Consider the following 22,981-nt stretch of genomic DNA (forward strand, 5'->3'; position numbering starts at 1 on the left):
AGGGGCCCCGGGGGCGGGAATCTGAGCGCACACATTTCCTACACAACTATGCCTCTGACTGACGTTTGCCAGTCGTTTGCTACCGCTCGCCGAGCACATCTTTATATAGAGAGGCCCCTTGGCTACAGCCGATATGCACCCCTGGCCAAAGCGCAGCCGGCATCCAGCAGCTCATCACGCTCCTCCACCGAAAAGCCCTCGGCGTACACGCGCACCACCGGTTCGGTCCCGCTGGGACGGATCAGCAGCCAGGTGTCATCTTCAAATGCCAGACGCAAGCCATCCATATGACTTACGCTCTGCGGTACCTTGCCGCATATCGACTTGGGATTCACTCCGGGAAGCAGCGTGCGCAACGTCTCGGCATCCTCGGCCTCAAGGCGCAAATCTCGACGTCCGTAACTCGTCTTGCCAAAGCTCGCCTCGAGCTGATCGATAAGCACGCCCAAGGGCGCGCCGGTCTTGGCCATGAGCTCGCACAAAATCAGGCAGGCAAGGATGCCGTCGCGCTCGGGCATGTGCGCGGCGATACCGATACCACCGGCCTCTTCACCGCCCACGAGAACGCCGCCCTTCTTCATCTCGGCGGCTATATATTTAAAACCGACGGGCTTGATGACCACGCGGCAGCCGAGCGCCTCGGCAATGCGACGCACAAGCGTGGAGCATGAAAGGTTGACGACGACGCGTCCCTTCAGATCGCGATACTGGACCAAATCGCCCAAAACGAGCGCCATTATCTGATGTGGATGTATATATCTGCCGCGCTCATCAACCGCGCCGATACGATCGGCGTCGCCATCAGTCACCAGACCGGCGCACGCCCCGTCTTCGACAACCGCGCGCTCACAAGCATCCACCCACGGCTCGACCGGGTCGGGGCAGATATCTCCCCTATCGGTCGTCTCGTCGGCGTGAATCTCGTGGACTTCGACGCCAATCTCTCGAAGCAAGTCGGCAAGATATCCCTGCGCAGCTCCGCCCATGGGGTCAACCACCACACGCATATGCGCGGCGCGAATGGCATCCGCGTCGACAAACGATGCCACCGCTCGCATATAGTCGGGAATGATATCTGCCGTGCGGTATTGCCCCTCAAGCCCCAGCGGCTCGGCGGCCATCGTCTCCTCGAGCTCTTCGATGACATCCTGGTTGGCCGTCGAGCCATCACCCATCCGCAGCTTGAGGCATAGATAGCCCTGCGGATGATGTGAGCCCGTCACCATAAGCGCGCCGCATGCCTCGCCGTCATACGCAGCCGCCCACGTAAGAGCAGGAGTCGGCACCGGTCGAGACACGAGCACGGCATCGAGCCCGTAGGCGGCAATCACGCCCGCCGCAAGTTCGGCGAACTCGCGCGCTTGCGGCCGAGTGTCAAATCCTACATATACCGTTTTGCCGGGATTCGTCTTTTGCCATAGCCTGCCGATAGCATCGGTGACACGAGCGACGTTGTTGATAGTAAAGTCTCCGTCGACGCGAGCTCGCCAACCGTCAGTTCCAAAGTGAATTATCGCGCACACGCGCAGACACCTCGCAGTGTTTGGATCATGGTACGCATGAGGTATACCCGCAACGGGCATCCGGCAAGCCGCCGGCACGCTTGTTCACCGTTTAGGCAAAAGCCGTCGAGGCGCGCACCGGCAAGAAAAACCGCCCCGGCGGGGGCGGTAAATCGATACTCCTATTTTCGGGTTCTATATATTGAGCGCATCTGCCATAGCGGCCGTCGTAACCGCCGTGGTTCCGCAGCAGCTGCCTACCATTGCGGCGCCTGCCCGCTTCCACTCGACGCATGCGCGCGCGAAGGCTTCGGGGTCCTCGTGCCACACGGGCCCATCCTGTGTCTGAACCGGATTTCCCGCGTTGGGCCGAACCGTAACGGGAGTAGTCGCCGATGCAGCCATCCTGGGCACCGCCGCGTTCGCGGCCGCAAGCGAACAGCAATTAACACCAACCGAGTTTGCGCCGTGTTTTTCGGCGTACAAAACGGCTGCCTCGATGTTGAGGCCATCGCCCAACAGGTCGCCTTTATCGTCAACGACAAAACTCACCAGGACAGGCATGCCGTCGGCGGCATCTCGGGCGCCGGCAAGCATGGGCTGCAAATTACGGATAGACGTCACCGTCTCAATCAGCAGACCGTCAACACCAGCATTGAGCAAGGCGTGCGCTTGTTCGCGCGCAATGCCTCGGATTTCACGATACTCGGCAGAGTCCTCGGCAAACCACTCAATACAAATCGGGCCCATCGAGCCCAGCAGCAGCTGTGGGTGCGCCTGGCGAGCATCGTCGACGGCCCCGCGATTGACCTCCGCCACGGACGGCGCAATCTGGTCGTGCTTGAGGGCATAGCTTGATGCCTGAAAGGTGTTGGTAATGAGCACCTGCGCGCCGGCGGCGACATACAAGCGATGGATACGAGAAACGGTCTGCGGCTCTGCCAGATTCCAAAACGCCGGTGGAATGTCGGCGGCATCGTACTCACTCAACAGAACACTGCCCATGGGGCCCTGCGCCAACAAGGTCTCGCTCGACAAGCGGCGCGTAAGTTCCTCGGCACCAAAGCGGTTGTAATAACTCGTATCCATATATATCCCGCTATTCCTCGACGCTGATTCCCTGCTTTTCGAGATAGGCGAGCCAGCGGTTCATCGTGTCCTCGGATAGAGCATGCTCCATCATGCAGGCCTCGGAATCGGCTCGCTCAAATTCGACACCGAGCTCCTGAACCAAAAACGTGCGGACCAGACGATGGCGATACCAGATAGCCGAGCCGACCTCGCGCCCACGGTCAGTCAGGATAACTTTGCCGTAGTGAGACTGTTCGACAAGTTCAGATGCCTTGAGAGCCGAAACCGCCTTGTTGACCGATGCCTTCGAGACGCCAAGGCGCTGTGCGATATCGACCGACCGCACGCCGCCGGTCTCCCCATCTTCGCTTTCGATGCGAACCATGCACTCCAAGTAGTCTTCGTTCGCCACCGTTAGGTGTAGCTCGCGCGAGCTATTTGTCGTATCCATGAACATCCGTCCCTTCTGCACTCAATGGCTGATTCTACCCCATCCAAGCGTCGCGGTATGCCGCGGCATACCGTGCTAGAGTTCTTGTTGCACACGACGACCAAGATTGGAGCGATCTTTATGGAAAACACCACCACGAACCCCGACGTCCTCGAGCGTTTTTTGCGCTATGTCCAGATCAACACGCAGTCCGAGGATGCCAACTGCGACCAGGTGCCGTCGAGCACCGTACAGTTCGACCTTGCCAACGTGCTTGCCGAAGAACTGCGCGAGCTGGGTGCAACCGATGCCCATGTAACCGAAAACGCCTATGTCTGCGCGCACATTCCCGCTAGCGCCGGTTCCGAGAATAAGCCCGCCCTGGGCCTGATCGCGCACCTCGATACCACCGAGGTCGCGCCGGGCGCCGGCGTAGCGCCGCACATCGTGCACTACGAGGGCGGCGATCTGGTTTGCGGCATCGTCGACGGCAAGCCCGTGTCCATGAGCACCGCCAAGCTTCCCGCCCTCAACAACCTGGTGGGTGAGGACCTTGTCTGCACCGACGGAACTACGCTGCTGGGCGCCGACGACAAGGCGGGTGTCGCCGAAATCATGGCACTCGTCGCTCGCATCGCGCAGGATCCCTCCCTGCCCCACCCCGCGCTCGGCATTTGCTTCTGCCCGGACGAGGAAATCGGTCACGGTGCCGAGCTGTTGGATATCGAGGCCTTCGGCTGCAAGTACGCCTACACGGTAGACGGCGGTCCGGTTGGCGAGCTTGAGTGGGAGTGCTTCAATGCCGCCGAGGCAACCGTTCGCTTTGAGGGCCAGTCCATTCACCCCGGCGACGCTAAGGGCCGCATGGTCAACGCGGGCAACCTGTTCTGCGACTTCAACGCCCTGCTCCCTTACGTGCAACGTCCGGAATACACCGAGGGCTACGAGGGCTTCTATCACCTTGAGGGCGTCTCGGCAACGGTCGACCGTGCCACGGCGCGCTATATCATCCGTGATCACGATGCCGCCAAGTTCCAGCGGAAACTCGAGCTGATGGATGCCGCCGCCGCACTGCTCAACCAGCGACTGGGCGAGGAGCGCGTAACGGTCGAGATTAAGCACCAGTACCGCAACATGGCCGAGATCGTTCGCGACTACCCGGAGCTGATCGATGTCGCCAAGGACGCCTTCCTTGCCTGCGACGTCGAGCCTCAGGTGCTGCCGATTCGCGGCGGCACCGACGGCGCACAGCTGTCGTTCCGCGGCCTGCCCTGCCCCAACCTCTCGACGGGCGGCTACTGCTACCACGGCGTCAACGAGTTTGTCCCGGTCAGCTCACTCGTCAAGATGACCGACGTCCTGCAGGAGCTCGTCGCCCGTTTCGCATAAGAAACCCGAACAATCTAGGTAAGCAAAACCGCCCCGTCCTCAAAACCGAGAACGGGGCGATTTTTGGTGCAAGAAAAGTAGTCGGCATCGCAGGTTGAGACAACGTCAGCGAGCGACGTCCAAGGCGAACAAGTTGGCATGAAAAAGGCAGGGCATTGACCTTCTGGTCATGCCCTGCCTTTTGAATGACAAATTGTCGCCTTGGGCGGCGCGCAGCGTCGAGCCGTTACGGCGTTTGGTAAAACGCCGTAACTTAGTAGTTGGCTTCGTAGCCGTTGCCGTCACCGGTGGGCTCTTCGTAGTAATCGGAGCCGTCGCTCGAATCGTCGGAATCGTCCGAGCCACCCGACGAGGTCGCGGTGCCATATGCGTAGTCCTCGGACGTATTGTTGTTGAGGTCACCGATCGTGGAGCTGGAGCCGTCTGAAAGGCCCATGGTGTTGGGGCCCTTGGGATCCTCACCGGCGTCGACGCGGGCCATCATTTCCTTAAGCTCGTCTTCGTAGACAAAGACATAGCTCACGCCGTCGATCATAGTGCTGTCGTCAGCATACGAAGGCAGGTTGGCCGAGTAGATGCCCTCGACATCCATGCCGCGCATGGCATTAACCGTGGAGACGATATCCTGAACGCTCATATCGGTTACGAGCATATCGGACAGCGAATTAACCAGGCCAAAGATCTTCGTGGCATCGAAGTTATTGAGAATCTGGTTGGCAAGGGCGCCAAGCACCTGACGCTGATGGCGCATGCGCGTGTAATCGCCGTCGGCATAGGTGTAGCGGCAGCGGGCATAGGTAAGGGCAGTAGCGCCGTCCATATGCTGCTGACCAGCGGTAATCTTAATATCCAGGTGCTCGGGATCGTCGACGTCGTCGGTCGCGTTGATGTCGATACCGCCAACCGAATCAATAAGCGACTGCATGCCGTCAAAGCTGACCTCGGCATAGTGAGAAATCTGCACGCCGCACAGCTCGTTGACCGCCTGGACCATGGCCTCGGCGCCGCCAACGGTGTGGCAGGCGTTGATCTTCATGGTCTCGCCCTTGTACACGACCTTGGTGTCGCGCGGAACGGAAATGAGCGTCGCCTGCTTTTGCGTGGGGTCGATGCGTGCCAGGATAATCGAGTCGGCACGATACGTATCCTCGCCCGGACGACCGTCGGTACCAAGAAGCAACACGTAGAACGGATCTTTTGCCTCATTGGTATCGACCAGAATCTGGCGCAGGTTGTTGGTAATGACATTGGAGTCGCCAAGCTTGCCCATGATAGTGGCAAACCACAGACCCGCAGCAGTCGTGGCGCTCAGCAGCACGCCGAGTACGGCGATGAGAGCTACGCGGCGAACCGTGCGGCCGCGACGGCGCTGACGGGCGCGCTCGGAATAGCGTGCGACATTGTCGCGGCTGTAGATCTTGGCCTGCGCACCAGTCGAGGGTCTTCGGGTGTTATCCGCTAGGGGTTTCTTGTTAAACATAGGCAACCTGCATTAGTAGATGACGGGATCGGGAACGGTGGCATGTTCGACATGCGCGCCAAGCGCCTGCAGCTTTTCGACAAACTGCTCGTAGCCACGTTTGATGTGATGGATGGCCGAAACCTCGGTCGTCCCGTCGGCGATCAAGCCCGCTACGACGAGGGCCGCTCCGCCACGCAGATCGGGTGAGGTGACCTGTGCGCCCGAGAAGCCCTTGACGCCGTGAATCATGGCGTGATGGCTCTCGATACGAATATCGGCACCCATACGCACGAGCTCGGAGGCGAACATGAAGCGGTTCTCGAAGATGTTCTCGGTAATTACGGAGCTTCCGTCGGCAAGGGCCGAAAGCACCATGATCTGCGCCTGCATATCAGTCGGGAAACCCGGGAACGGAAGCGTCTGGATATCGACCGGCCTGATGCGCTCGACGCGATTGACGTGGGCGCCGTTCTCGATACGCTCGCACTCGATGCCCATAAGTTCCATCTTTTTGAGCACCATCCCCAGGTGGATGGGGCAGAAGCCCGTAACATCGACGCCGCGCTCATCGGCCATGAGGGCGCCGGCGACGATAAAGGTGCCGGCCTCGATGCGGTCACCCACCACGCAATGGGTAACGGGATGCAGCTCCTCCACGCCCTCGATGGTCACGACGGGCGTGCCTGCGCCGACGATCTTGGCACCCATCTCGTTGAGCATGTTGGCAAGGTCGACGATCTCGGGCTCGCGGGCAGCGTTGTCGATAACCGTGGTGCCCTGTGCGCGCACGGCAGCCATGATGAGGTTCTCGGTGGCGCCCACGCTCGCGAATTCGAGCGTGACGGTGGTGCCGTGCAGACCCTGGGGAGCACTGGCATTGATGTAGCCGTGGGCGGTGTCGAACTCGACGCCCAGAGCCTCGAGACCCAAGATATGCATATCGATCTTGCGAGCACCCAGGTTGCAGCCGCCCGGCATGGCGATCTTGGCGCGATGGAAACGACCCAGCAGGGGGCCCATCACAGCCGTGGAGGCGCGCATCTTGGCGACAAGCTCGTAGGGCGCCTCCCAAGAATCGACCTGGGAGGTATCGATCTCGAGCGTGTGCTCGTCGAGAACATCGATCGTAGCGCCCATGCCCTTGAGCACCTTGCCCATCACGTGGACATCGGAAATATCGGGCACGTTCCGCAGCGTCGTCTTGCCCGGCGCCAGAAGCGTTGCCGCCATAAGTTTGAGCGCGGAGTTCTTAGCACCCGAAACAGGCACGGAACCTCCGATGGCGTGGCCACCCTCAACGCGGATAATATCCAAGGTCTACCCTTTCAAAAAGCATGCCCGGGGTGGCTGGGCCATCCCGGGCATGATGTGTTCGCAAATGGTCGAACGCTAAAGCGTTTGACTATTGGGCAAGCTTGAGCTTACACCATGCGATTTCATTATAGAGGTAGGCGCGGCGTGCATCATCCTCCGACAAATTACCCAGCTTCTCTTCAAAACCTTGAATATCAGCTTTAACCTTGTCGGCGTCGACGGTCGCCAAATCGCAAGCGCGCTCGGCGAGGACGGTCACGACATCTTCCGCAACCTGGGCATAGCCGCCGGCCACGGCAAACGTGTGGTCGACAGTGCCCATGGCCTTATCGGAAACGCGAACGTAACCGCGGTCGATCGTGCAGATTTCGCTGGAGTGAGCAGGCAGAACGCCAAACTCGCCATCCGTAGACGGAATCGACACAAACGCAGCGTCACCCTCATAGGCGAGGCTCACGGGGCACACGATGCGGATACGCATAACCTACTTCTCCTCCATCTTGCGGGCGCGCTCACGCACGTCCTCAATCGTGGAGGCATAGCGGAATGCCTGCTCGGGCAGGTCATCGGCCTTGCCGTCGACAATCTCGGCGAAGGAGCGGACGGTATCCTCGACACGGACGTAGACGCCGGGGTTGCCTGTGAACTTCTCGGCAACATGGAAGGACTGCGAGAGGAACTGCTGAATCTTACGGGCACGGTTGACCGTAAGGCGCTGCTCCTCGGACAGCTCGTCCATACCCAGAATGGCAATGATGTCCTGAAGGTCGGAGTACTCCTGCAGGAGCTCCTGGACCTTGACGGCGACACGGTAGTGCTCCTCGCCGACGATCGAGGGATCGAGGGCGTCGGAAGAAGACGCGAGCGGGTCGATGGCCGGGAACAGGCCGAGCGACGAAATGCTACGCGAAAGAACCGTGGTAGCGTCGAGGTGGGTGAACGTCGTGGCAGGCGCCGGGTCGGTCAGGTCGTCTGCGGGGACGTAGACAGCCTGGACGGAGGTAATGGAGCCCGTCTTGGTCGAGGTAATGCGCTCCTGGAGGTCGCCCATCTCGGTTGCCAGCGTGGGCTGGTAGCCGACGGCGGACGGCATACGGCCCAGCAGTGCGGAAACCTCGGAACCTGCCTGGGAGAAGCGGAAAATGTTGTCGATGAACAGCAGAACGTCCTGGCCGCGATCGCGGAAGTACTCAGCGGTGGTAAGGCCGGCCAGACCGATGCGCAGGCGCGCTCCGGGCGGCTCGTTCATCTGACCATAGACCAAGCAGGTCTTGTCGATAACGCCAGACTCGCTCATCTCGAGATAAAGGTCGGTACCCTCACGGGTGCGCTCGCCGACACCGGTGAACACCGAGGTGCCGCCGTGCTCCTGGGCGAGGTTGTTGATGAGCTCCTGAATCAGAACGGTCTTGCCGACGCCGGCGCCGCCGAACAGACCCGTCTTGCCGCCACGGATGTAGGGCTCGAGCAGGTCGACGGCCTTGATGCCGGTCTCGAAGATCTCGGTCTTGGTGGTGAGCTCGTCGAAACGGGGCGCTGCATGGTGGATGGGGTAGAACTCCTCCACCTCGGGCATGGGCTTGCCGTCGACGGGCTTGCCCATAACGTTCCAAATACGGCCGAGCGTCTTGGGGCCAACGGGCATCTTCATGGGCTCACCGGTATCTGTGGCGATGAGGCCGCGCTGCAGGCCGTCGGTCGAGGACATGGCGACCGTGCGGACGACGCCGCCCGGAAGCTGGCTCTCGACCTCGAGGATCGTGCTCAGATGACCGATCGGGGTCTCGGCCTCGACCGTGAGCGCGTTGTAGATCGGGGGCACCGCGCCGTCAAACTTGACGTCGACGACAGGGCCGATGATTCGCACGATGCGACCATCACCGGCAGTCGTCTTCTTGGTGGCTTCCTCGACCGCAAGCTTTACGGTGTTATTAGCCATTACTGTTCCTCCAATGCTGAGGCTCCGCCGACGATCTCGTTAATCTCGGTCGTGATCGAAGCCTGGCGCACGCGACTATACGTGCGGGTAAGGGTCGAGATGATCGCGGTGGCATTTTCCGTCGCGGAGTGCATGGCCTTGCGGCGTGCACCCTGCTCAGCAGCCGCCGAATCGATCAGGGCCTGGTAGATGACCGTCAGGATATAAGACGGCACAAGCTTGCCGAGAACATGCTCGGGAGAGGGCACGAACTCGAACGTGGACGAGATGCGCTTAGGGGCGTCGGTCTCGTTCTTACGCGGACCGTGGGCCATAGCGATCATCTCGGGGTCGAGCGGCAACAGATGCTCGACGCGAAGCTCCTGATCCACGCGGTTCTTAGCGTGGTGGTAGACAAGCTCGACACGGTCAAGCTCACCGGCACGATACGCATCGCAGATATGAGAGGAGATCATGCGGGCCTGATTGAAATTGGGCTCAGAGGAGTTGCCCTCAAAGTGCATGACGACGTTTGCGCGGTCACGGAAATACGTAGCCGGCTTACGCCCGCACGCGATGATCTCGCACTCGATGCCGTCGTTCGCCCAAGAAGCGACGAGCTTTTCGGCCGTGCGCTCCACCGTCGTATTGAAACCGCCGGCAAGGCCGCGGTCCGAGGCAATAACGACAATCAGGCCATGCTTGACGCTCTCATGCTTCTGCAGCATGGGATCGGTGCCCGAGCAGGAGGCGTCGCCGGCGACCGTCAACATGACGTCGGTCAGCGCCTCCTTATAGGGCTCAGCCTGCTTGGAGCGATCGAGAGCACGACGGATCTTGGCCGTAGAGACCATCTCCATCGTGCGCGTGATCTGCTTGGTCGTGGTAACCGAGGAGATTCGCTTCTTAATGTCGCGAAGGTTGGCCATGGGGCTTAGTTCTCCTCTGATCCAGTCGTATCGGCATGGTGCTTGGCCATGAACTGCTGCTTGAAGTCACCGATGACACGCAAGAGCTCGGCCTTGGTGTCGTCGTCGATCTTCTTGGCGCGAACCTTGTCGAGCAGCGAGCCAAAGCCATTGTCCATGTACTCGATGAGCTCGGCACGGAAAGGCAGCACGTCGGCGATCTCCAGGTCATCCAGGAAGCCCTCGTTGCCGGCGAACAGCGTAACGATCTGCTCGCCAACCTCAAACGGCTTGTAGCGCGGCTGCTTAAGGAGCTCGGTCATGCGAGCGCCGTGGGTAAGCTGCTTCTGCGTAGCCTCGTCGAGGTCGGAGCCGAACTGCGTAAAGCCGGCGAGCTCCTGGTACGAAGCGAGGTCCAGACGGAGGTTGCCGGCGACCTGCTTCATGGCCTTGGTCTGAGCGTCGCCACCGACGCGGGACACGGAGATGCCCACGTCGACTGCCGGGCGCTGACCCTGGAAGAAGAGCTCGGACTGCAGGTAGATCTGACCATCGGTAATGGAAATGACGTTGGTCGGAATGTAGGCCGAGACGTCGCCGTCCTGGGTCTCGATGATCGGCAGTGCCGTCATGGAGCCGTAACCGTTCTTCTTGGACATCTTGACGGCACGCTCGAGCAGACGAGAGTGCAGGTAGAAGATGTCGCCAGGATAGGCCTCGCGTCCGGGCGGACGATGCAGCGTCAGCGACATCTGACGGTAGGCCACAGCCTGCTTGGACAGGTCGTCGTAGATGACGAGCACGTGGCCGCCGGGGTTGGTCTCGCTGGCGGGCTTGCCGTCCTCGCCGTTGTACATGAAGAACTCGCCGATAGCGGCACCGGCCATAGGCGCGATGTACTGCATAGGGGCGGAATCGGCAGCGGTGGCCGAAACGATGATGGTGTAGTCGAGCGCACCGTGCTGAGCGAGGGTCTCGCGGATGTTGGCAACCGTGGAGGCCTTCTGGCCGATGGCGACATAGATGCAGACCATGCCCTTGCCGCGCTGGTTGAGGATAGCGTCGATGGCAATGGCGGTCTTACCGGTCTTACGGTCACCGATGATGAGCTCACGCTGACCGCGGCCGATAGGCACCATGGAGTCGATAGCCAACAGGCCGGTCTGAACCGGCTCGCACACCGGGGTACGGTCGATAACGCCGGGAGCCTTGAACTCGATGGGGCGACGGTGCGTGGCGACAATGTCACCCAGGCCGTCGATGGGCTGGCCGAGCGGATTGACGACGCGGCCGAGCATGGCACGGCTCACGGGGATATCCATAATGCGGCCAGTGGTGCGGCACTCGTCGCCTTCCTTGATGGAGTCGACGGCACCAAACAGAACGGCGCCGACCTCGTCACGATCAAGGTTCTGGGCAAGGCCGAAGACGGTCTCACCGGTATCGGAGCTCTTGAACTCCAGAAGCTCGCCTGCCATGGCGCTCTTGAGGCCGGAGACGCGCGCGATGCCGTCGCCTACCTCGTCGACCGTTGAAACCTCATGCGTATCGACCGTCGCGGAGAGGCTCGTGAGCTGCTCCTGCAGTTTCTTGGCGATATCCTGGGCATTGAGGGTTTCGGACATTAGGCTTCACCTCCGTACGAATTAGCAGAGTTTGCGAGGGTCTCCTGCGCGATGCGCAGCTGCGTCTTGACGGAAATGTCACGACGCTCGCCGCGGGCCTCGAGCACCAGGCCGCCCACGATAGACGGGTCGACCTGCTCGATAAGGAATACCTTGCGGCCGAAGTCCTGCTCGCATTTCTTAGTGATGGTTTGACGCAGCTCGTCGTCGAGCGGGATCGCCGTGGTGACGGTCACGCCCACTACATCCTCGTCTTCCTCGGCAACATACTTAAAGGCAGCTGCCACCTTGGGAAGAAGGTCGAGCTGGTCGCGCTTGGACATGGTGTCGAGCACGGCGATGATCTCGGGGCTGGCGCTAGCCAGGCGCTCGATCATCTCGAGGTCCTCGAACACATGGTTCTCGGCCTTAGCGGCTTCCAGAAGGGAGCGCGCGTATGTCTCGAGCACCTTGTCCTGATAGCGGCTAGTCGGCATTCAGGCTACCTGCTTCCTGGATGTAGCGCTCGATGAGCTTCTTCTGCCCGGCCTCGTCCTCGAGTGCCTCGCCCACGATCTTGGTGGCGACGGCAACGGACAGGTCGGCGATAGAGCTCGCGGCACCGGCGTAGATGGACTTGCGCTCGTCCTCGACGGTCGTGTGGGCCTTGGCGATAATCTCCTCGGCCTCCTTGTGCGCAGCCTCGATGATACGGGCGCGCTCGGACTCGGCGTCCTTACGGGCCTCGAGAACGATATCGGCAGCCTGACGACGGGCGTCGGTGACGATCGAATCGGACTCAGCGCGCTTGGCGATAGCCTCCTGCTTGGTCTTCTCGGCCTCGTCGAGGCTCTCCTCGATCTTCTTGCCGCGCTCCTCCATGGTTTTCATGATGCCCGGCAGGGCGACCTTGGCCAGCACGATCCAGATAATCAGGAAGGCGATAAGCGCCGGGATGAACTCCGCCATCTTAGGGATGAGGATGTCCGCACCGGCAGCGCCGTCCTCGGCGAACGCGGAAACCGGCATGAGCAGCGCGGCCGCGGACGCGGAGAGTGCGATCGCGCTCTTCTGGGATGAAAGATTCATACTTGACGCTCCGTGCTATTTAACGATCAGCGCGACAACGAAGCCGATCAGAGCCAGAGCCTCGCCGAAGGCGGAGCCCATGATGAAGACGGTGAACACGCGGCCCTGGACCTCAGGCTGACGGGCCATAGCACCCGTAGCACCCAGAGCAGACAGGCCGATAGCAAGACCAGCGCCGATAACACCGAGACCGTAACCGATAACTCCCACGATTCCTCCTTTGTCGTGCGTGTCTTATTTCACGCAGGATAACCTTATTTATAACTGCCGGGCTCCATGGGTACGGGCACCAGCGGTTTAACGAATTGCCTTACCTTTAAGGCGCGAACGGAAGACTACTCCTCCTCCGCGACCTCCTCCGCCTCGGAGACATACACGGCGGTAAGGACCGTGAAGACGTAAGCCTGGATGGCGCCGACCACAAGCTCAATCGTATAAATCAGGATGAGGATGGCGAGCCAGGCCAGCGAAGGCAGGGCGCCGATGGCGTGGGCCGCGGAAACCTGCTGAAGCAGCGGCTGCATGAACATGCTCGCCATGATGGCGAACGAGCCCATGACCACGTGTCCTGCGAACATGTTGCAGAACAGACGGACGGCGAGCGTGATGAGGCGCAGGAAGGTCGAGAAAAGCTCGACGACCCACACAAGCACGTTCATCGGGAAGCTCACGCCCTGCGGGGCGAGGCTCTTGATGTAGCCGATCACGCCGTGAGCCTTGCATCCGTAGTAGATGAAGTACACGAAGGCGAAGATGGCGAGCGCGGCGGTGGAGCCGATTGCGCCGGTGCCGGGCTTCATTCCCGGGATCAGGCCGATCATGTTATTGATCAGGATGAACAGGAAAAGCGAGCACAGGAACGGGAAGTGCTTCTTCCAGTTCTCACCCACGACGCCCTTGCCGATATCGTTCTCGACGTACTCGATGATGTACTCGAAACCGTTGACGAAGAAGCCCTTGGGAACCAGAGTCTGCTTCTTCTTGAACACGGCCAGGACGATCAGGAGCACGATCGTGGAGACGATCAGCCAAAACGAGTACTGCGTGATGCCGCAGCTCAAATCGCCCACGACAGGGGTGGAGCTGAACTCGCTGACCAGATGATTAATCTCATCAGGCAGCTTTTCAAAAATTTCCACGACTTACCTTTCGACCTCATGAGGATCTCGCAGCGCCTTGGCGACGCGAGCCGTGCAGGCGGCCATAAAGGCCACGAAGCCGATCGCCTCGCCCAGGAGGAACATGCGAAATGCCTCTCCGAACAACGCAAACACAACCAAGGTAAAGACGAGCAGGGCGATTGCCGAGACCGCCAGACTCACCATGCCCTTGAGCATGTCCGCATTCTGCTTATCGTCAAGAACCGGCTTGAGCGTAAAAACAAAGGGAAGAAAGGCGACCGCGCCCGCGATGGCGCCCGCAACGATAGCGAGCAGATCGGCTATCTGAAACACTGGCGTCCCCACTTTCCTTTTTAACGCTTCCCAGAACAGTTCCCGCCAAACATTGGTGACTATTGTACGAGCCAATCGCTAAAGTACAACCGAAAAAGCATCGGTTAATACGCACCTGTTCGTTTTCTTAAGACCTTCTTTATGCCGCAGGTACGGTAATACGTTTTTTCGCGAACCCCTCTGGGCTAAACGTCCGTTAACAGGGGTGAGCGCGGTCGCCTTTTATTTGTCCGCGCGCACCGTTTCTTCGTATTTTCGACGTTAGCCGGTTTGGCCCAGAGACTACAGCGTGCCGTAGATGCGGTCGCCGGCATCGCCCAGGCCGGGGACGATGTAGGCGGCCTGGTTGAGGTGGTCGTCAATGGCGCAGGTATAGATATGCACGTCGGGGTCTTTCTCGGTCAGCGACTTGAGACCCTCGGGGGCCGCGACGATGCACAGCATGCGGATGTCCTTGACACCGCGCTCGCGCAGATAGCTGATAGCCATCTCGGCAGAACCGCCCGTGGCGAGCATGGGATCGACGACCAGGCAGATACGCTGGTCGATATCCTTGGGCATCTTGCAGTAATACTCATGCGGCTCGTGGGTAACCTCGTCGCGCTCCATGCCAATGTGGCCCACGCGGGCAGAAGGCACCAGGTCGAGGATGCCGTCGACCATGCCAAGGCCCGCGCGCAGAATGGGGACGATGGCGAGCTTCTTGCCGGCAAGCTGCTTGAACGTGGCGGTCGTGATGGGGGTTTCGACCTCGACGTCTTCCATAGGCAGGTCGCGCATGGCCTCGTAGCCGTCAAAAAGCGCGAGCTCGCGCACGAGCTGACGGAACTGGTTGGTGCCGGTCTCCTTGTCGCGCAGGATCGACAGTTTGTGCTGGACGAGTGGGTGATCGACAAGGGTCACACGGGACGTATCGTAGGTGACGGTCATGGGTTGATGCCCCTTTCGTTGCGGCCGGAAGATGGCCTTGCTGACAAGGCGCATGGCGACGTTGTTGCCCCGCGCCGTGCATAAGTTTAACGGTTTGTTGTATCGAGCGCCCCGTCGCAGCCCTATTGAGCGGTGCTGAGCGAACGCCTGACCGCATCGTGCCAACCGTCCAGGTTGTGCTCGCGACGCTCAACGGACATATGGGGATGGAATGTCTTGACGATCTGGGTGTTTTGCTCCAGCTCCTCCAGATCCTCCCAATACCCAACCGCGAGGCCCGCCAGATACGCGGCACCGATCGCCGTGGTCTCCACCGTCTCGCACTGCAGCACGGGGATATCCAGCAGATCGGCCTGGAATTGCATGATGAACTCGTTGCGCGAGGCACCGCCGTCGACGGACAGGCGCTCAATCGAAAGTCCCACGTCCTGCTCCATGGCGCGCAGCACGTCATAACTCTGGTAGGCCATGGACTCGCAGGCCGCACGCACAATGGTCGCGCGACTCGAGGCGCCGGTCAGGCCGCACACGATACCGCGAGCATGCGGGTCCCACCAGGGAGCGCCCAGGCCTGCGAAGGCGGGGACGAAGTAGCAGCCCTCGTTGTCGTTAATCGAAGTGGCGAGTTGCGCGGACTCACTCACGCTCGAGATGATGCCCATGTTGTTGCGCAGCCAGTTCATCGTTGAGCCGGCGGCAAAGATAGAACCTTCGAGCGCATAGCTGATTTTGCCGTCCGCGGCGATACCGATCGTGGAGACCAAACCGTTCTTGGATTCGACGATCTCGTCGCCGGTGTTCATGAGCATAAAGCAACCCGTGCCATAGGTGTTTTTGGTCTGGCCAGGATGGAAACAGCAGTGGCCGAACAGCGACGCCTGCTGGTCGCCCGCCACGCCCATGATGGGTGGCATGTTGGTCATGATGTCGCTCGCGACGCGGCCGTAGTCACCGGCGCTCCAACGGACCTCGGGCATCATGGCACGCGGGATGTCGAAGAGCGCCAGCAGGTCATCGTCCCAGTCCAGCGTATGAATATTGAAGAGCGCTGTGCGGCTGGCATTGGTGTAGTCGGTGGCAAAGGTTTGGCCGCCGGTGAGGTTGTAGATGAGCCAGGTATCGATGGTGCCAAACATGAGGTCGCCCGCCGCCGCGCTCTCGCGTGCGCCGTCAACGTTGTCGAGAATCCACTGCACCTTGGAGGCCGAGAAATACGGGTCGAGCGTAAGGCCGGTGCGGGAACGCACCAGCTCCTCGCAGCCCTGCTCGGCCAGTTTATCGATTGTCGAGGCGGTGCGACGGCATTGCCACACGATGGCGTTATAGATGGGTTGGCCGCTTATGCGGTCCCACACCACCGTGGTCTCGCGCTGGTTGGAGATACCGATGGCGGCGATGCGATCGGAATGGATGCCGCTCTTAAACTGGACCTCCATCATCACGCCGATCTGGCTGGCAAGCACCTCCGTGGGATCCTGCTCCACCCAGCCGGGGCACGGGAAGCTGGTTTTGACGCTACGACGCGCCTGGGCGACGATGCAGCCGTACTCGTCGACGATGGTCGCGAGTACCGAGGTGGTGCCGCAGTCGAGCGCCATGATGTAGGAACCGCCAAAGCTAAACGAGGCGTCTTCCATACCCAGGCTACCTAGATTCAACGACATCGCTTACACCTTTCTATTGCATCGGGTCGGACAGGACCCGCTCGATCTCTGATGTGGGAAGTGCGCCTTGGCGCAGGATCTGGAGCTCGCCATGCTTAAACGTCACGATGGTCGAAGCATCGCGGCACGGCGTCTCGCCCGCGTCGACGGCCACATCGACCCCCTCCAGAATACGGTCCTCAACGGCGGCAAAGCTTGCCGGCGCGGGCGCGCCGTGCGTGTTGGCGCTGGTGCAGGCAAGCGGACTGCCACAAGTACGGATGAGCGCCTGCACCACGGGCGAGGCCGACGCGCGAAGGGCCACCGTATCGTCGGCGGCGCGCATAAAGGTCGGCACGCAGGGCGCCGCCTTGACCACGATAGTCAGGGCGCCCGGCCAGCATCTTCGAGCAAGCGCGCGGGCCTCTTCCGGAATATCCACGCCGTAGCGGTCGAGGGCCTCGGCGTCATCGACCAGCCAGGCGACCGTTTGGGTGAGTTCACGTTGCTTGAGGGTAAAGATGCGACGGTAGCCGGTACCGAGCGCAGGGACTGCGGCGCCGTTGACGGCAGCCTGCGGATCGCGCGGCCACGATGGGAATTCGCTTGTATCTTGGGACACGGCGTCCGAGAAGGCATTGACTGCCACGGCGACACCATAGACGGTCTCGGTCGGGATCAGGGCCAAGCCACCACAGCCGAGTACCTCGGCCGTACGCTCGACGGCGAGCCGATGCGGCTCACGCGCTCCCTCGAATACCCGATAGACCGTCTGCATGTGTATGCCAGCCCCTTACGCTCTGGTGAAAGTTTGTTTACTGAGGGGCATTCTCGCACGAAACGTTCAACCTATTTGCCCAGAGCGCATGTTGGTTTGGTGAGCGGCTCTAGTAGTCGGTGAAAGTGAGGGGGTTATTGGACTGCGACGAACTTCTTTGGCCTGCCGGCGTGGCGTTCTTGGGCGGCGTAGCGCTCGATGCTGTCTATCGTTATCATCCGACGGCCGTCGACGAGTTCAACATCGAGCTTTCCTGCTTTGACCAGCGCGGTAATCCGCGAAGCGGAGACTTTGAGGTCTAGCGCTGCGTCTTTAAATGTTCGGCACGCCGCTTCCCGAGCGTCATCGTGGTCGATTTCGACTGAAAGGGCCACGACCTCGGCCGAGCGTTCGTACCCTGCCGGAGTCAAACCGTTGTTGAGGTCGTCGGCCAAAAACGCCATCAGTGCCTCGGTGGCATGGGCAATCGCTTCTTCGCGCGTGTCGCCATCGGCAAAGGCGCCAGGAATCTGCGGGAAGCTAGCGCAGTAACCGTCGTCTTCTTTTATGAGAACGCAGTCATAGGTAAATCGCTGCCTCATTTTGCCTCCAACTACCATCCAGCTTGGCGACGAATACTTGCCCACGTGCCCTTCTTTGGTCGATCACCACCAGAGCCGTTCGCGGTGACAACACGGTCACCAGAAACATACTTAGCATGACTACCGACTTGCGCGACCTTCACGAATCCATCGTGCTTGAGTAGGGCAATGATTTCCCGAAAGGTAGGAGGTTGCATGGGCCGACCTCTTTCAGCCGTCCTAATTATAAACTAATTTATAATTTTTGCTAACCAGTTAATAAATATTACTGGCGCTGTTTGGGCTCGGTGACGATGGCTCGGACGATGCGGGGACGATCGGTGAGGTCGCGGACGATGCGCACGTCCGAGAGATCCGCCTGGCGACAGAGCTCGGCCGCGGCATCGAGGGCGCCCTCGTAGAGCTCGCAGGCAAACAGGCCGCCGGCGCGCAGCATATAGGGCGCCGCATTGAGCAGGCGGCGGAAGATATCGAGGCCGTCGGCGCCGCCCTCGAGCGCTAAATCGGGCTCGAAGTCCTTGACCTCGTGCGGCAGCGAGCGCATGACGTCAGTCGGAATGTAAGGCGGGTTGGAGACGAGCACGTCGAAGGTGCCCCATTCCTCGCGGGGGATAGAGCTCACCAGGTTTGTGAGGCTGAAGGCGACCTCATCGGACGTAAGCCCGAGCGCGTCGCGGTTTTTGTTGGCCAGGTCAATGGCACGCGGTTCGATATCGGTAGCGGTGCAGGTGACATGGCCGCGGCGCTCCCAGGCAAGGGAAAGCGAGATGCAGCCCGTGCCGCAGCCGACCTCGAGAACGCGGGCAGTGCGGGGCTCGACCGGAGCGGGCGCGGCGGCATCCTCCGTCAGAGACGCCTCGTGGTCGGCGCCTTCGATGGCGATGCCGTATTCGTCGAGCTCGGGCTCGGCGGCCTCCTCGGCCTCGGCATCTGCTGCCTGCGCGGCGGCTTCCTCGGCCTCGCGGTCGGCCAGTTCCTCGGCATAGGCACGGCTGCCCAGTACGTCGCTGCCTAGCGCCGCCTCATCGGCAGCTGTGAGGTTAGCGGCACGGCGCTCGGCCGTCGCTCGCTCGTCGGCCAATGCGGCTTCGACTTTGCGCGCTTGCTCGACCTCGTCGTTCCAGGGCAGCTCAACGCGCTGACGGGCGGCAGCCTCGGGGCTCAGCACCTCGGCATCCAGATAATTGAGGACTTCCTCGACGAGCATCTCGGTCTCGGGACGCGGAATGAGTACGCCGGGGGCGCACGCGACGTCGATCATGCGGAACTGCGTGCTGCCGGTGATGTACTGCAGCGGCTCGCCCTTGGCGCGGCGGACGACCGCCGCGTGCATGGTCTCGAGCTGCGCCGCATCGAGCGTCTCGTCCATACGCATATATAAGTCGATGCGCGCCAGACCCGTGGCAGCGCAGAGCAGCCACTCGGCAGAAAGTCGGGGGTGTTCCTCGCCGCGCTCGGCCAGGTACTCCTTGGTCCACTCGAGACAACGCTTGATGGTCCAGATCTCGTTTGCCATGGGGTCCTCCCCTCTTAAGCGCCAGGCGGCGCGCGAATGTCGGAGCAGATTGTACGCGAGGCCAGCGCTTGGCAAGGGACGATTGAAAGCGATTATCGATAATCAGCCCAGAATTTTGCTTGGAGCCTGCCTAGAGCGTTCATCCGTCGACGTCTAAATCTGCATCCGTCAAGCTTTTGGCAAGGTTGCCCCAAAACTGACCAATATCTAACCAAGAACTTGTCACATCGCTTGACGCGCGACCCATCAAAAATCGCTCCGCGACTTCTCGGACGCTTTTTCGAGCAATATTTTCGATAGCGGATATATGCCGTCAATTGCCTTAAGCAGGTAAGCAGCTCAAATGCCATCACAGCCGACTGAATAAAATATCAAGGCAATGTCACCAATGACTCCCTACGGATCATTTGACAACCAAGGAAACGCCGATGTTTTGGCAATGTCAGCGAGCGCCGCCCAGGGCGAACAAGTTGGCATGAAAAAGGCAGGGCATAGACCTTCTGGTCATGCCTTGCCTTTTGAATGACAAATTGTCGCCCTGGGCGGCGCGCAGCGTCAACCGGTCCGCCGTTCGGTAGAACGGCGGAACTTAAACTGCCTGTGCCAGCTTCTCGGCTCGCTCGGCGGCGGCGAGCGCCTCGATCACGGTGCCGAGCTGGTCGCCCAGAAGGACGCCGTTGTAGGTGGAGTTGAAACCGATGCGGTGGTCGGTCACGCGGTCCTGGGGCTGGTTGTAGGTACGGATCTTCTCGGAACGGTTGCCGTGGCCGATCTGGCTCTGGCGCTCGGCGCCGAGCTCGGCCTGCTGCTTCTCGAGTTCCATCTCGTACAGACGGGCACGCAGCATCTGCATGCAGACCTCGCGGTTCTGGATCTGGGAGCGCTGCTCCTGCGACTGCACCACGGTGTTGGTGGGCAGGTGAGTGATACGCACGGCGGAGTAGGTGGTGTTAACGCACTGACCGCCAGGGCCCGAAGCGCAGTAAGTGTCGATACGCAGGTCGGACTGGTTGATCTGGACGTCAATCTCCTCGGCCTCGGGAAGCACTGCGACGGTTGCCGTGGAGGTCTGGATGCGGCCCTGAGACTCGGTCTTGGGAACGCGCTGGACACGGTGCACGCCGGACTCGAACTTCATGACGGAGTAGACGCGGTCGCCCTCGACCTTGAACTCGATGGACTTAAAGCCGCCGGCCTCGCTGGGGCTGGAATCGAGCACGGTGGTCTTCCAGCCACGCGACTCGCAAAAGCGCTGGTACATCTTGTACAGGTCGCCGGCGAAGATGGCCGCCTCGTCGCCACCGGCGGCGGAGCGGATCTCGACGATGGTGTTCTTGTCGTCGTTGGGGTCGCTCGGGATGAGCATGTACTTGATATCTTCCTCGAGCTGGGGAAGCTTGGCCTCGTTTTCGGAGATGTCCATCTGGAGCATCTCCTTCTCATCGGCATCGGTAGTATCGTGGAGCATTTCCTTGGCAGCCTCGATGTCATCGAGCGCGCCGATGTACTCGCGCGAGGCGGCGATGAGGTCGGACTGGTGCGCGTACTCCTTGTTGAGACGCGTGAACTCCTTAATATCGGAGGCGACGGCCGGGTCGGAGAGCTTCTTCTCGAGTTCCTCGTAGGCCTTGATAATCTTTTCGAGCTTGTCGCGCATGGCGGGACTCCTTTATATGCGTGAAGGTGAAAATCGGCAGAGTTGATGGGGCGCGCGGCGCCACTGCGGGGGTAAGCCCAGCTAGAACATGTCGATCTTCAGATACATGCGCATCCCTTCGCGTATGGGGTACATAGTTGCGGTCTAACCCATACATGATAGCGTGCGCAGGCAAACCTGCATATAACCCGCACGGAATGATTGGACGTAGTCGTTGGGGACGTTCCTTAACGACTAGTCGTTTAAGAACGTCCCCAACGACTAGCAAAGGGACTGTCGCTTTGTCACATTTTAGAGCGTTTGAAGTAGAGCGATGAGGAAGCGGACACCCTGGAGGTAGGCTCGGCGGGTAATGCGCTCGTTGGTGCCGTGGACGCCGCGGTCGCACTCGTCATCGTCGACCACAAAGGCCGAGAAACGAATGCACTCAGAGCAAATGCGCTGGTAGTTGGCAGCGTCGGTCGCACCAATCACGGTCGAGGGCACAATTGCCACTGGCTCGAATGGTCCGTTTTCCTCCGTCCCCTTTGGATCACGGAAATAGCGGGCGGCGATGGAGCGAACCGCCTCGAGGCCGGGGCCACCGATGTGCGGGGACGGCGAGGGTTCGGAGCTGCCGGGGCCTAGCTCCACTTCGACACGACCGGCAAGGTCCGCCGCGGCAACTGCCTCACGGCAGCGCGCCACAACGTCGGCCACGCTCGTGCCCTCGAGCATGCGGAAGTTGATATTGGCCCACATATCCTGTGGCATCACGTTAGCGCCAGTGCTGCCGCCCTCGATCTGCGTGGGCGCGTAGGTGGTCGTCACCAGCGGATAGAGCTTGTTGCTGACGAGGCAATCGCGGACAATGGCATCCCCGTTGGCGGCAATCTCATCCGCCGTGTAGAGCCCCAGCTCGACGAGCTGTGCGGCAAGCAGGTCCGTGACGCGCGTCGGCCACTCGATATCGCAGATTGCGGCGATGGCGCGGCTCAGCACCTCGAGCGATGTACCGCCGTAGGGGTTGGACGAATGCCCGCCCTCACTCTTCGTCTTGAGCACGATGTCGGCGTAGCCCTTCTCGGCAAGGTCGGCATGCATAAGCCAGCCCTCGCCCGCGCCGTACTCGGCAGCCGAAACAATACGGTAGTCGCCCTCGTCGATCAGGTATTCAAGTTCAACGCCGCGTTCCTCGAGCACGCGGCCGATTGCTCCCGCGCCGTGCTGCGTAGTTTCCTCGTCCTGGCCAAAGGCGAGCAGCAGCGTGCGCTCATGCTCCCAGCCGTGCGTCAGCGCATACTCAACCGCCTCGAGAATGCCTGCGACCTGGTCCTTCATGTCGATAGCGCCGCGACCCCAAATGTAGGTGTCGTCCACGTGGCCACTAAAGGGGGCATGCGTCCAGTCAGCCTCGGTGCCAGGCACCACGGGGACCACGTCCATGTGGCCCATGAGCATGACGGGTTTGAGGGCGGGGTCGGAACCGCTAAGCGTCACCAATAGCGAATGGTCGATAAGCTCGACCTCGCCCGCCGCAAACACGCGCGGCCAGGCCTGCTGCATATAGACGCGCAGGTCGTCGAAGGGCTGCCAGTCCACCGCCTCGGCATCCATGCTCGAGACAGTCGGAAACGACAGCACGCGGCCCAAGCGCTCGCACGCGCCAGCTTCGTCCAAATCGGCAAAATCATCCTCATGCGCAAAGAAGCGCCAAACCTCGGCCATGGCATCCTTTCGATTGTGATGACGAGGG

23 protein-coding genes are annotated in these 22,981 nt (G+C 60.8%); 1 reads left to right on the plus strand and 22 read right to left on the minus strand.

The window, feature by feature from the left end; all coding sequences use genetic code 11:
- Window positions 1–122: 122 nt before the first annotated feature.
- From DW823_RS07950 to DW823_RS07960, 3 genes are all read right to left on the minus strand, one after another.
- Complete coding sequence (locus DW823_RS07950) at window positions 123–1,523, minus strand: phosphoglucomutase/phosphomannomutase family protein (protein ID WP_199574412.1); 1,401 nt, start codon at window positions 1,521–1,523, stop codon at window positions 123–125.
- A 174-nt stretch (window positions 1,524–1,697) separates the two neighbouring features.
- Window positions 1,698–2,591 (minus strand): homocysteine S-methyltransferase family protein, encoded by an 894-nt coding sequence (locus DW823_RS07955; RefSeq protein WP_118081607.1) that lies wholly within the window; start codon window positions 2,589–2,591, stop codon window positions 1,698–1,700.
- A 10-nt stretch (window positions 2,592–2,601) separates the two neighbouring features.
- On the minus strand, window positions 2,602–3,024 hold the full coding sequence (locus DW823_RS07960; RefSeq protein ID WP_118081609.1) for a metal-dependent transcriptional regulator: 423 nt from the start codon (window positions 3,022–3,024) through the stop codon (window positions 2,602–2,604).
- Between the two features lie 120 nt (window positions 3,025–3,144).
- Between DW823_RS07960 and pepT the strand changes: the two genes are divergently transcribed.
- Window positions 3,145–4,392, plus strand: coding sequence for a peptidase T (gene pepT, locus DW823_RS07965; RefSeq protein ID WP_118081611.1), 1,248 nt, complete (start codon window positions 3,145–3,147; stop codon window positions 4,390–4,392).
- 253 nt (window positions 4,393–4,645) lie between these two features.
- On the opposite strand, the gene DW823_RS07970 is transcribed toward pepT, so the two are convergent.
- From DW823_RS07970 to DW823_RS08060, 19 genes are all read right to left on the minus strand, one after another.
- Complete coding sequence (locus tag DW823_RS07970; protein WP_118081613.1) at window positions 4,646–5,872, minus strand: LCP family protein; 1,227 nt, start codon at window positions 5,870–5,872, stop codon at window positions 4,646–4,648.
- 12 nt (window positions 5,873–5,884) lie between these two features.
- Window positions 5,885–7,168, minus strand: a complete 1,284-nt coding sequence (gene murA / locus DW823_RS07975; protein ID WP_118081615.1) for a UDP-N-acetylglucosamine 1-carboxyvinyltransferase — start codon at window positions 7,166–7,168, stop codon at window positions 5,885–5,887.
- An 88-nt stretch (window positions 7,169–7,256) separates the two neighbouring features.
- Window positions 7,257–7,649, minus strand: coding sequence for an ATP synthase F1 subunit epsilon (gene atpC / locus DW823_RS07980; RefSeq protein ID WP_055286336.1), 393 nt, complete (start codon window positions 7,647–7,649; stop codon window positions 7,257–7,259).
- A gap of 3 nt (window positions 7,650–7,652) precedes the next feature.
- Window positions 7,653–9,107 (minus strand): F0F1 ATP synthase subunit beta, encoded by a 1,455-nt coding sequence (atpD, locus tag DW823_RS07985; RefSeq protein WP_118081617.1) that lies wholly within the window; start codon window positions 9,105–9,107, stop codon window positions 7,653–7,655.
- Window positions 9,107–10,015: an ATP synthase F1 subunit gamma gene (gene atpG, locus DW823_RS07990; protein ID WP_118081619.1), complete on the minus strand. Its 909-nt coding sequence runs from the start codon at window positions 10,013–10,015 to the stop codon at window positions 9,107–9,109. The genes atpD and atpG overlap by 1 nt, the downstream gene beginning before the upstream one ends.
- Window positions 10,016–10,020: 5 nt before the next feature.
- Window positions 10,021–11,619, minus strand: coding sequence for a F0F1 ATP synthase subunit alpha (gene atpA / locus DW823_RS07995; RefSeq protein WP_117736599.1), 1,599 nt, complete (start codon window positions 11,617–11,619; stop codon window positions 10,021–10,023).
- Window positions 11,619–12,095, minus strand: a complete 477-nt coding sequence (locus DW823_RS08000; RefSeq protein ID WP_006235713.1) for a FoF1 ATP synthase subunit delta — start codon at window positions 12,093–12,095, stop codon at window positions 11,619–11,621. Before DW823_RS08000 ends, atpA begins: the two co-directional genes overlap by 1 nt.
- The gene (gene atpF / locus DW823_RS08005) at window positions 12,085–12,687 is read right to left on the minus strand and encodes a F0F1 ATP synthase subunit B (RefSeq protein WP_118081621.1); all 603 of its coding nucleotides are present in this window, start codon (window positions 12,685–12,687) and stop codon (window positions 12,085–12,087) included. The genes DW823_RS08000 and atpF overlap by 11 nt, the downstream gene beginning before the upstream one ends.
- 15 nt (window positions 12,688–12,702) lie before the next feature.
- Window positions 12,703–12,897 (minus strand): ATP synthase subunit C, encoded by a 195-nt coding sequence (locus tag DW823_RS08010; protein WP_022094262.1) that lies wholly within the window; start codon window positions 12,895–12,897, stop codon window positions 12,703–12,705.
- 125 nt (window positions 12,898–13,022) lie between these two features.
- Window positions 13,023–13,826 (minus strand): F0F1 ATP synthase subunit A, encoded by an 804-nt coding sequence (gene atpB / locus DW823_RS08015; protein ID WP_118081623.1) that lies wholly within the window; start codon window positions 13,824–13,826, stop codon window positions 13,023–13,025.
- Window positions 13,827–13,829: 3 nt separating this feature from the next.
- Window positions 13,830–14,141 (minus strand): hypothetical protein, encoded by a 312-nt coding sequence (locus DW823_RS08020; protein ID WP_118081625.1) that lies wholly within the window; start codon window positions 14,139–14,141, stop codon window positions 13,830–13,832.
- A gap of 282 nt (window positions 14,142–14,423) precedes the next feature.
- Window positions 14,424–15,071, minus strand: a complete 648-nt coding sequence (gene upp, locus DW823_RS08025) for a uracil phosphoribosyltransferase (RefSeq protein ID WP_118081627.1) — start codon at window positions 15,069–15,071, stop codon at window positions 14,424–14,426.
- A 122-nt stretch (window positions 15,072–15,193) separates the two neighbouring features.
- Complete coding sequence (gene glpK, locus DW823_RS08030) at window positions 15,194–16,735, minus strand: glycerol kinase GlpK (RefSeq protein ID WP_118081630.1); 1,542 nt, start codon at window positions 16,733–16,735, stop codon at window positions 15,194–15,196.
- Between the two features lie 13 nt (window positions 16,736–16,748).
- Window positions 16,749–17,492 carry an L-threonylcarbamoyladenylate synthase gene (locus tag DW823_RS08035; RefSeq protein WP_118081632.1) on the minus strand — a complete coding sequence of 248 codons (744 nt, stop codon included), beginning with the start codon at window positions 17,490–17,492 and terminating at the stop codon, window positions 16,749–16,751.
- Between the two features lie 134 nt (window positions 17,493–17,626).
- A complete protein-coding gene (locus tag DW823_RS08040) occupies window positions 17,627–18,118 on the minus strand; it encodes a type II toxin-antitoxin system HicB family antitoxin (RefSeq protein ID WP_147350677.1) in 492 nt (163 codons plus the stop codon).
- The gene (locus DW823_RS10075) at window positions 18,085–18,270 is read right to left on the minus strand and encodes a type II toxin-antitoxin system HicA family toxin (protein ID WP_118081637.1); all 186 of its coding nucleotides are present in this window, start codon (window positions 18,268–18,270) and stop codon (window positions 18,085–18,087) included. Before DW823_RS10075 ends, DW823_RS08040 begins: the two co-directional genes overlap by 34 nt.
- Before the next feature lie 68 nt (window positions 18,271–18,338).
- Complete coding sequence (locus tag DW823_RS08050) at window positions 18,339–19,589, minus strand: HemK/PrmC family methyltransferase (RefSeq protein ID WP_118081639.1); 1,251 nt, start codon at window positions 19,587–19,589, stop codon at window positions 18,339–18,341.
- 589 nt (window positions 19,590–20,178) lie between these two features.
- Window positions 20,179–21,246 carry a peptide chain release factor 1 gene (prfA, locus tag DW823_RS08055; protein ID WP_055252487.1) on the minus strand — a complete coding sequence of 356 codons (1,068 nt, stop codon included), beginning with the start codon at window positions 21,244–21,246 and terminating at the stop codon, window positions 20,179–20,181.
- Between the two features lie 291 nt (window positions 21,247–21,537).
- On the minus strand, window positions 21,538–22,953 hold the full coding sequence (locus tag DW823_RS08060; RefSeq protein WP_118081642.1) for a M20/M25/M40 family metallo-hydrolase: 1,416 nt from the start codon (window positions 22,951–22,953) through the stop codon (window positions 21,538–21,540).
- Window positions 22,954–22,981: the final 28 nt, after the last annotated feature.

It is taken from the genome of Collinsella sp. AM34-10 (genome assembly GCF_003469185.1).
In the GTDB taxonomy this organism is placed as follows: domain Bacteria; phylum Actinomycetota; class Coriobacteriia; order Coriobacteriales; family Coriobacteriaceae; genus Collinsella.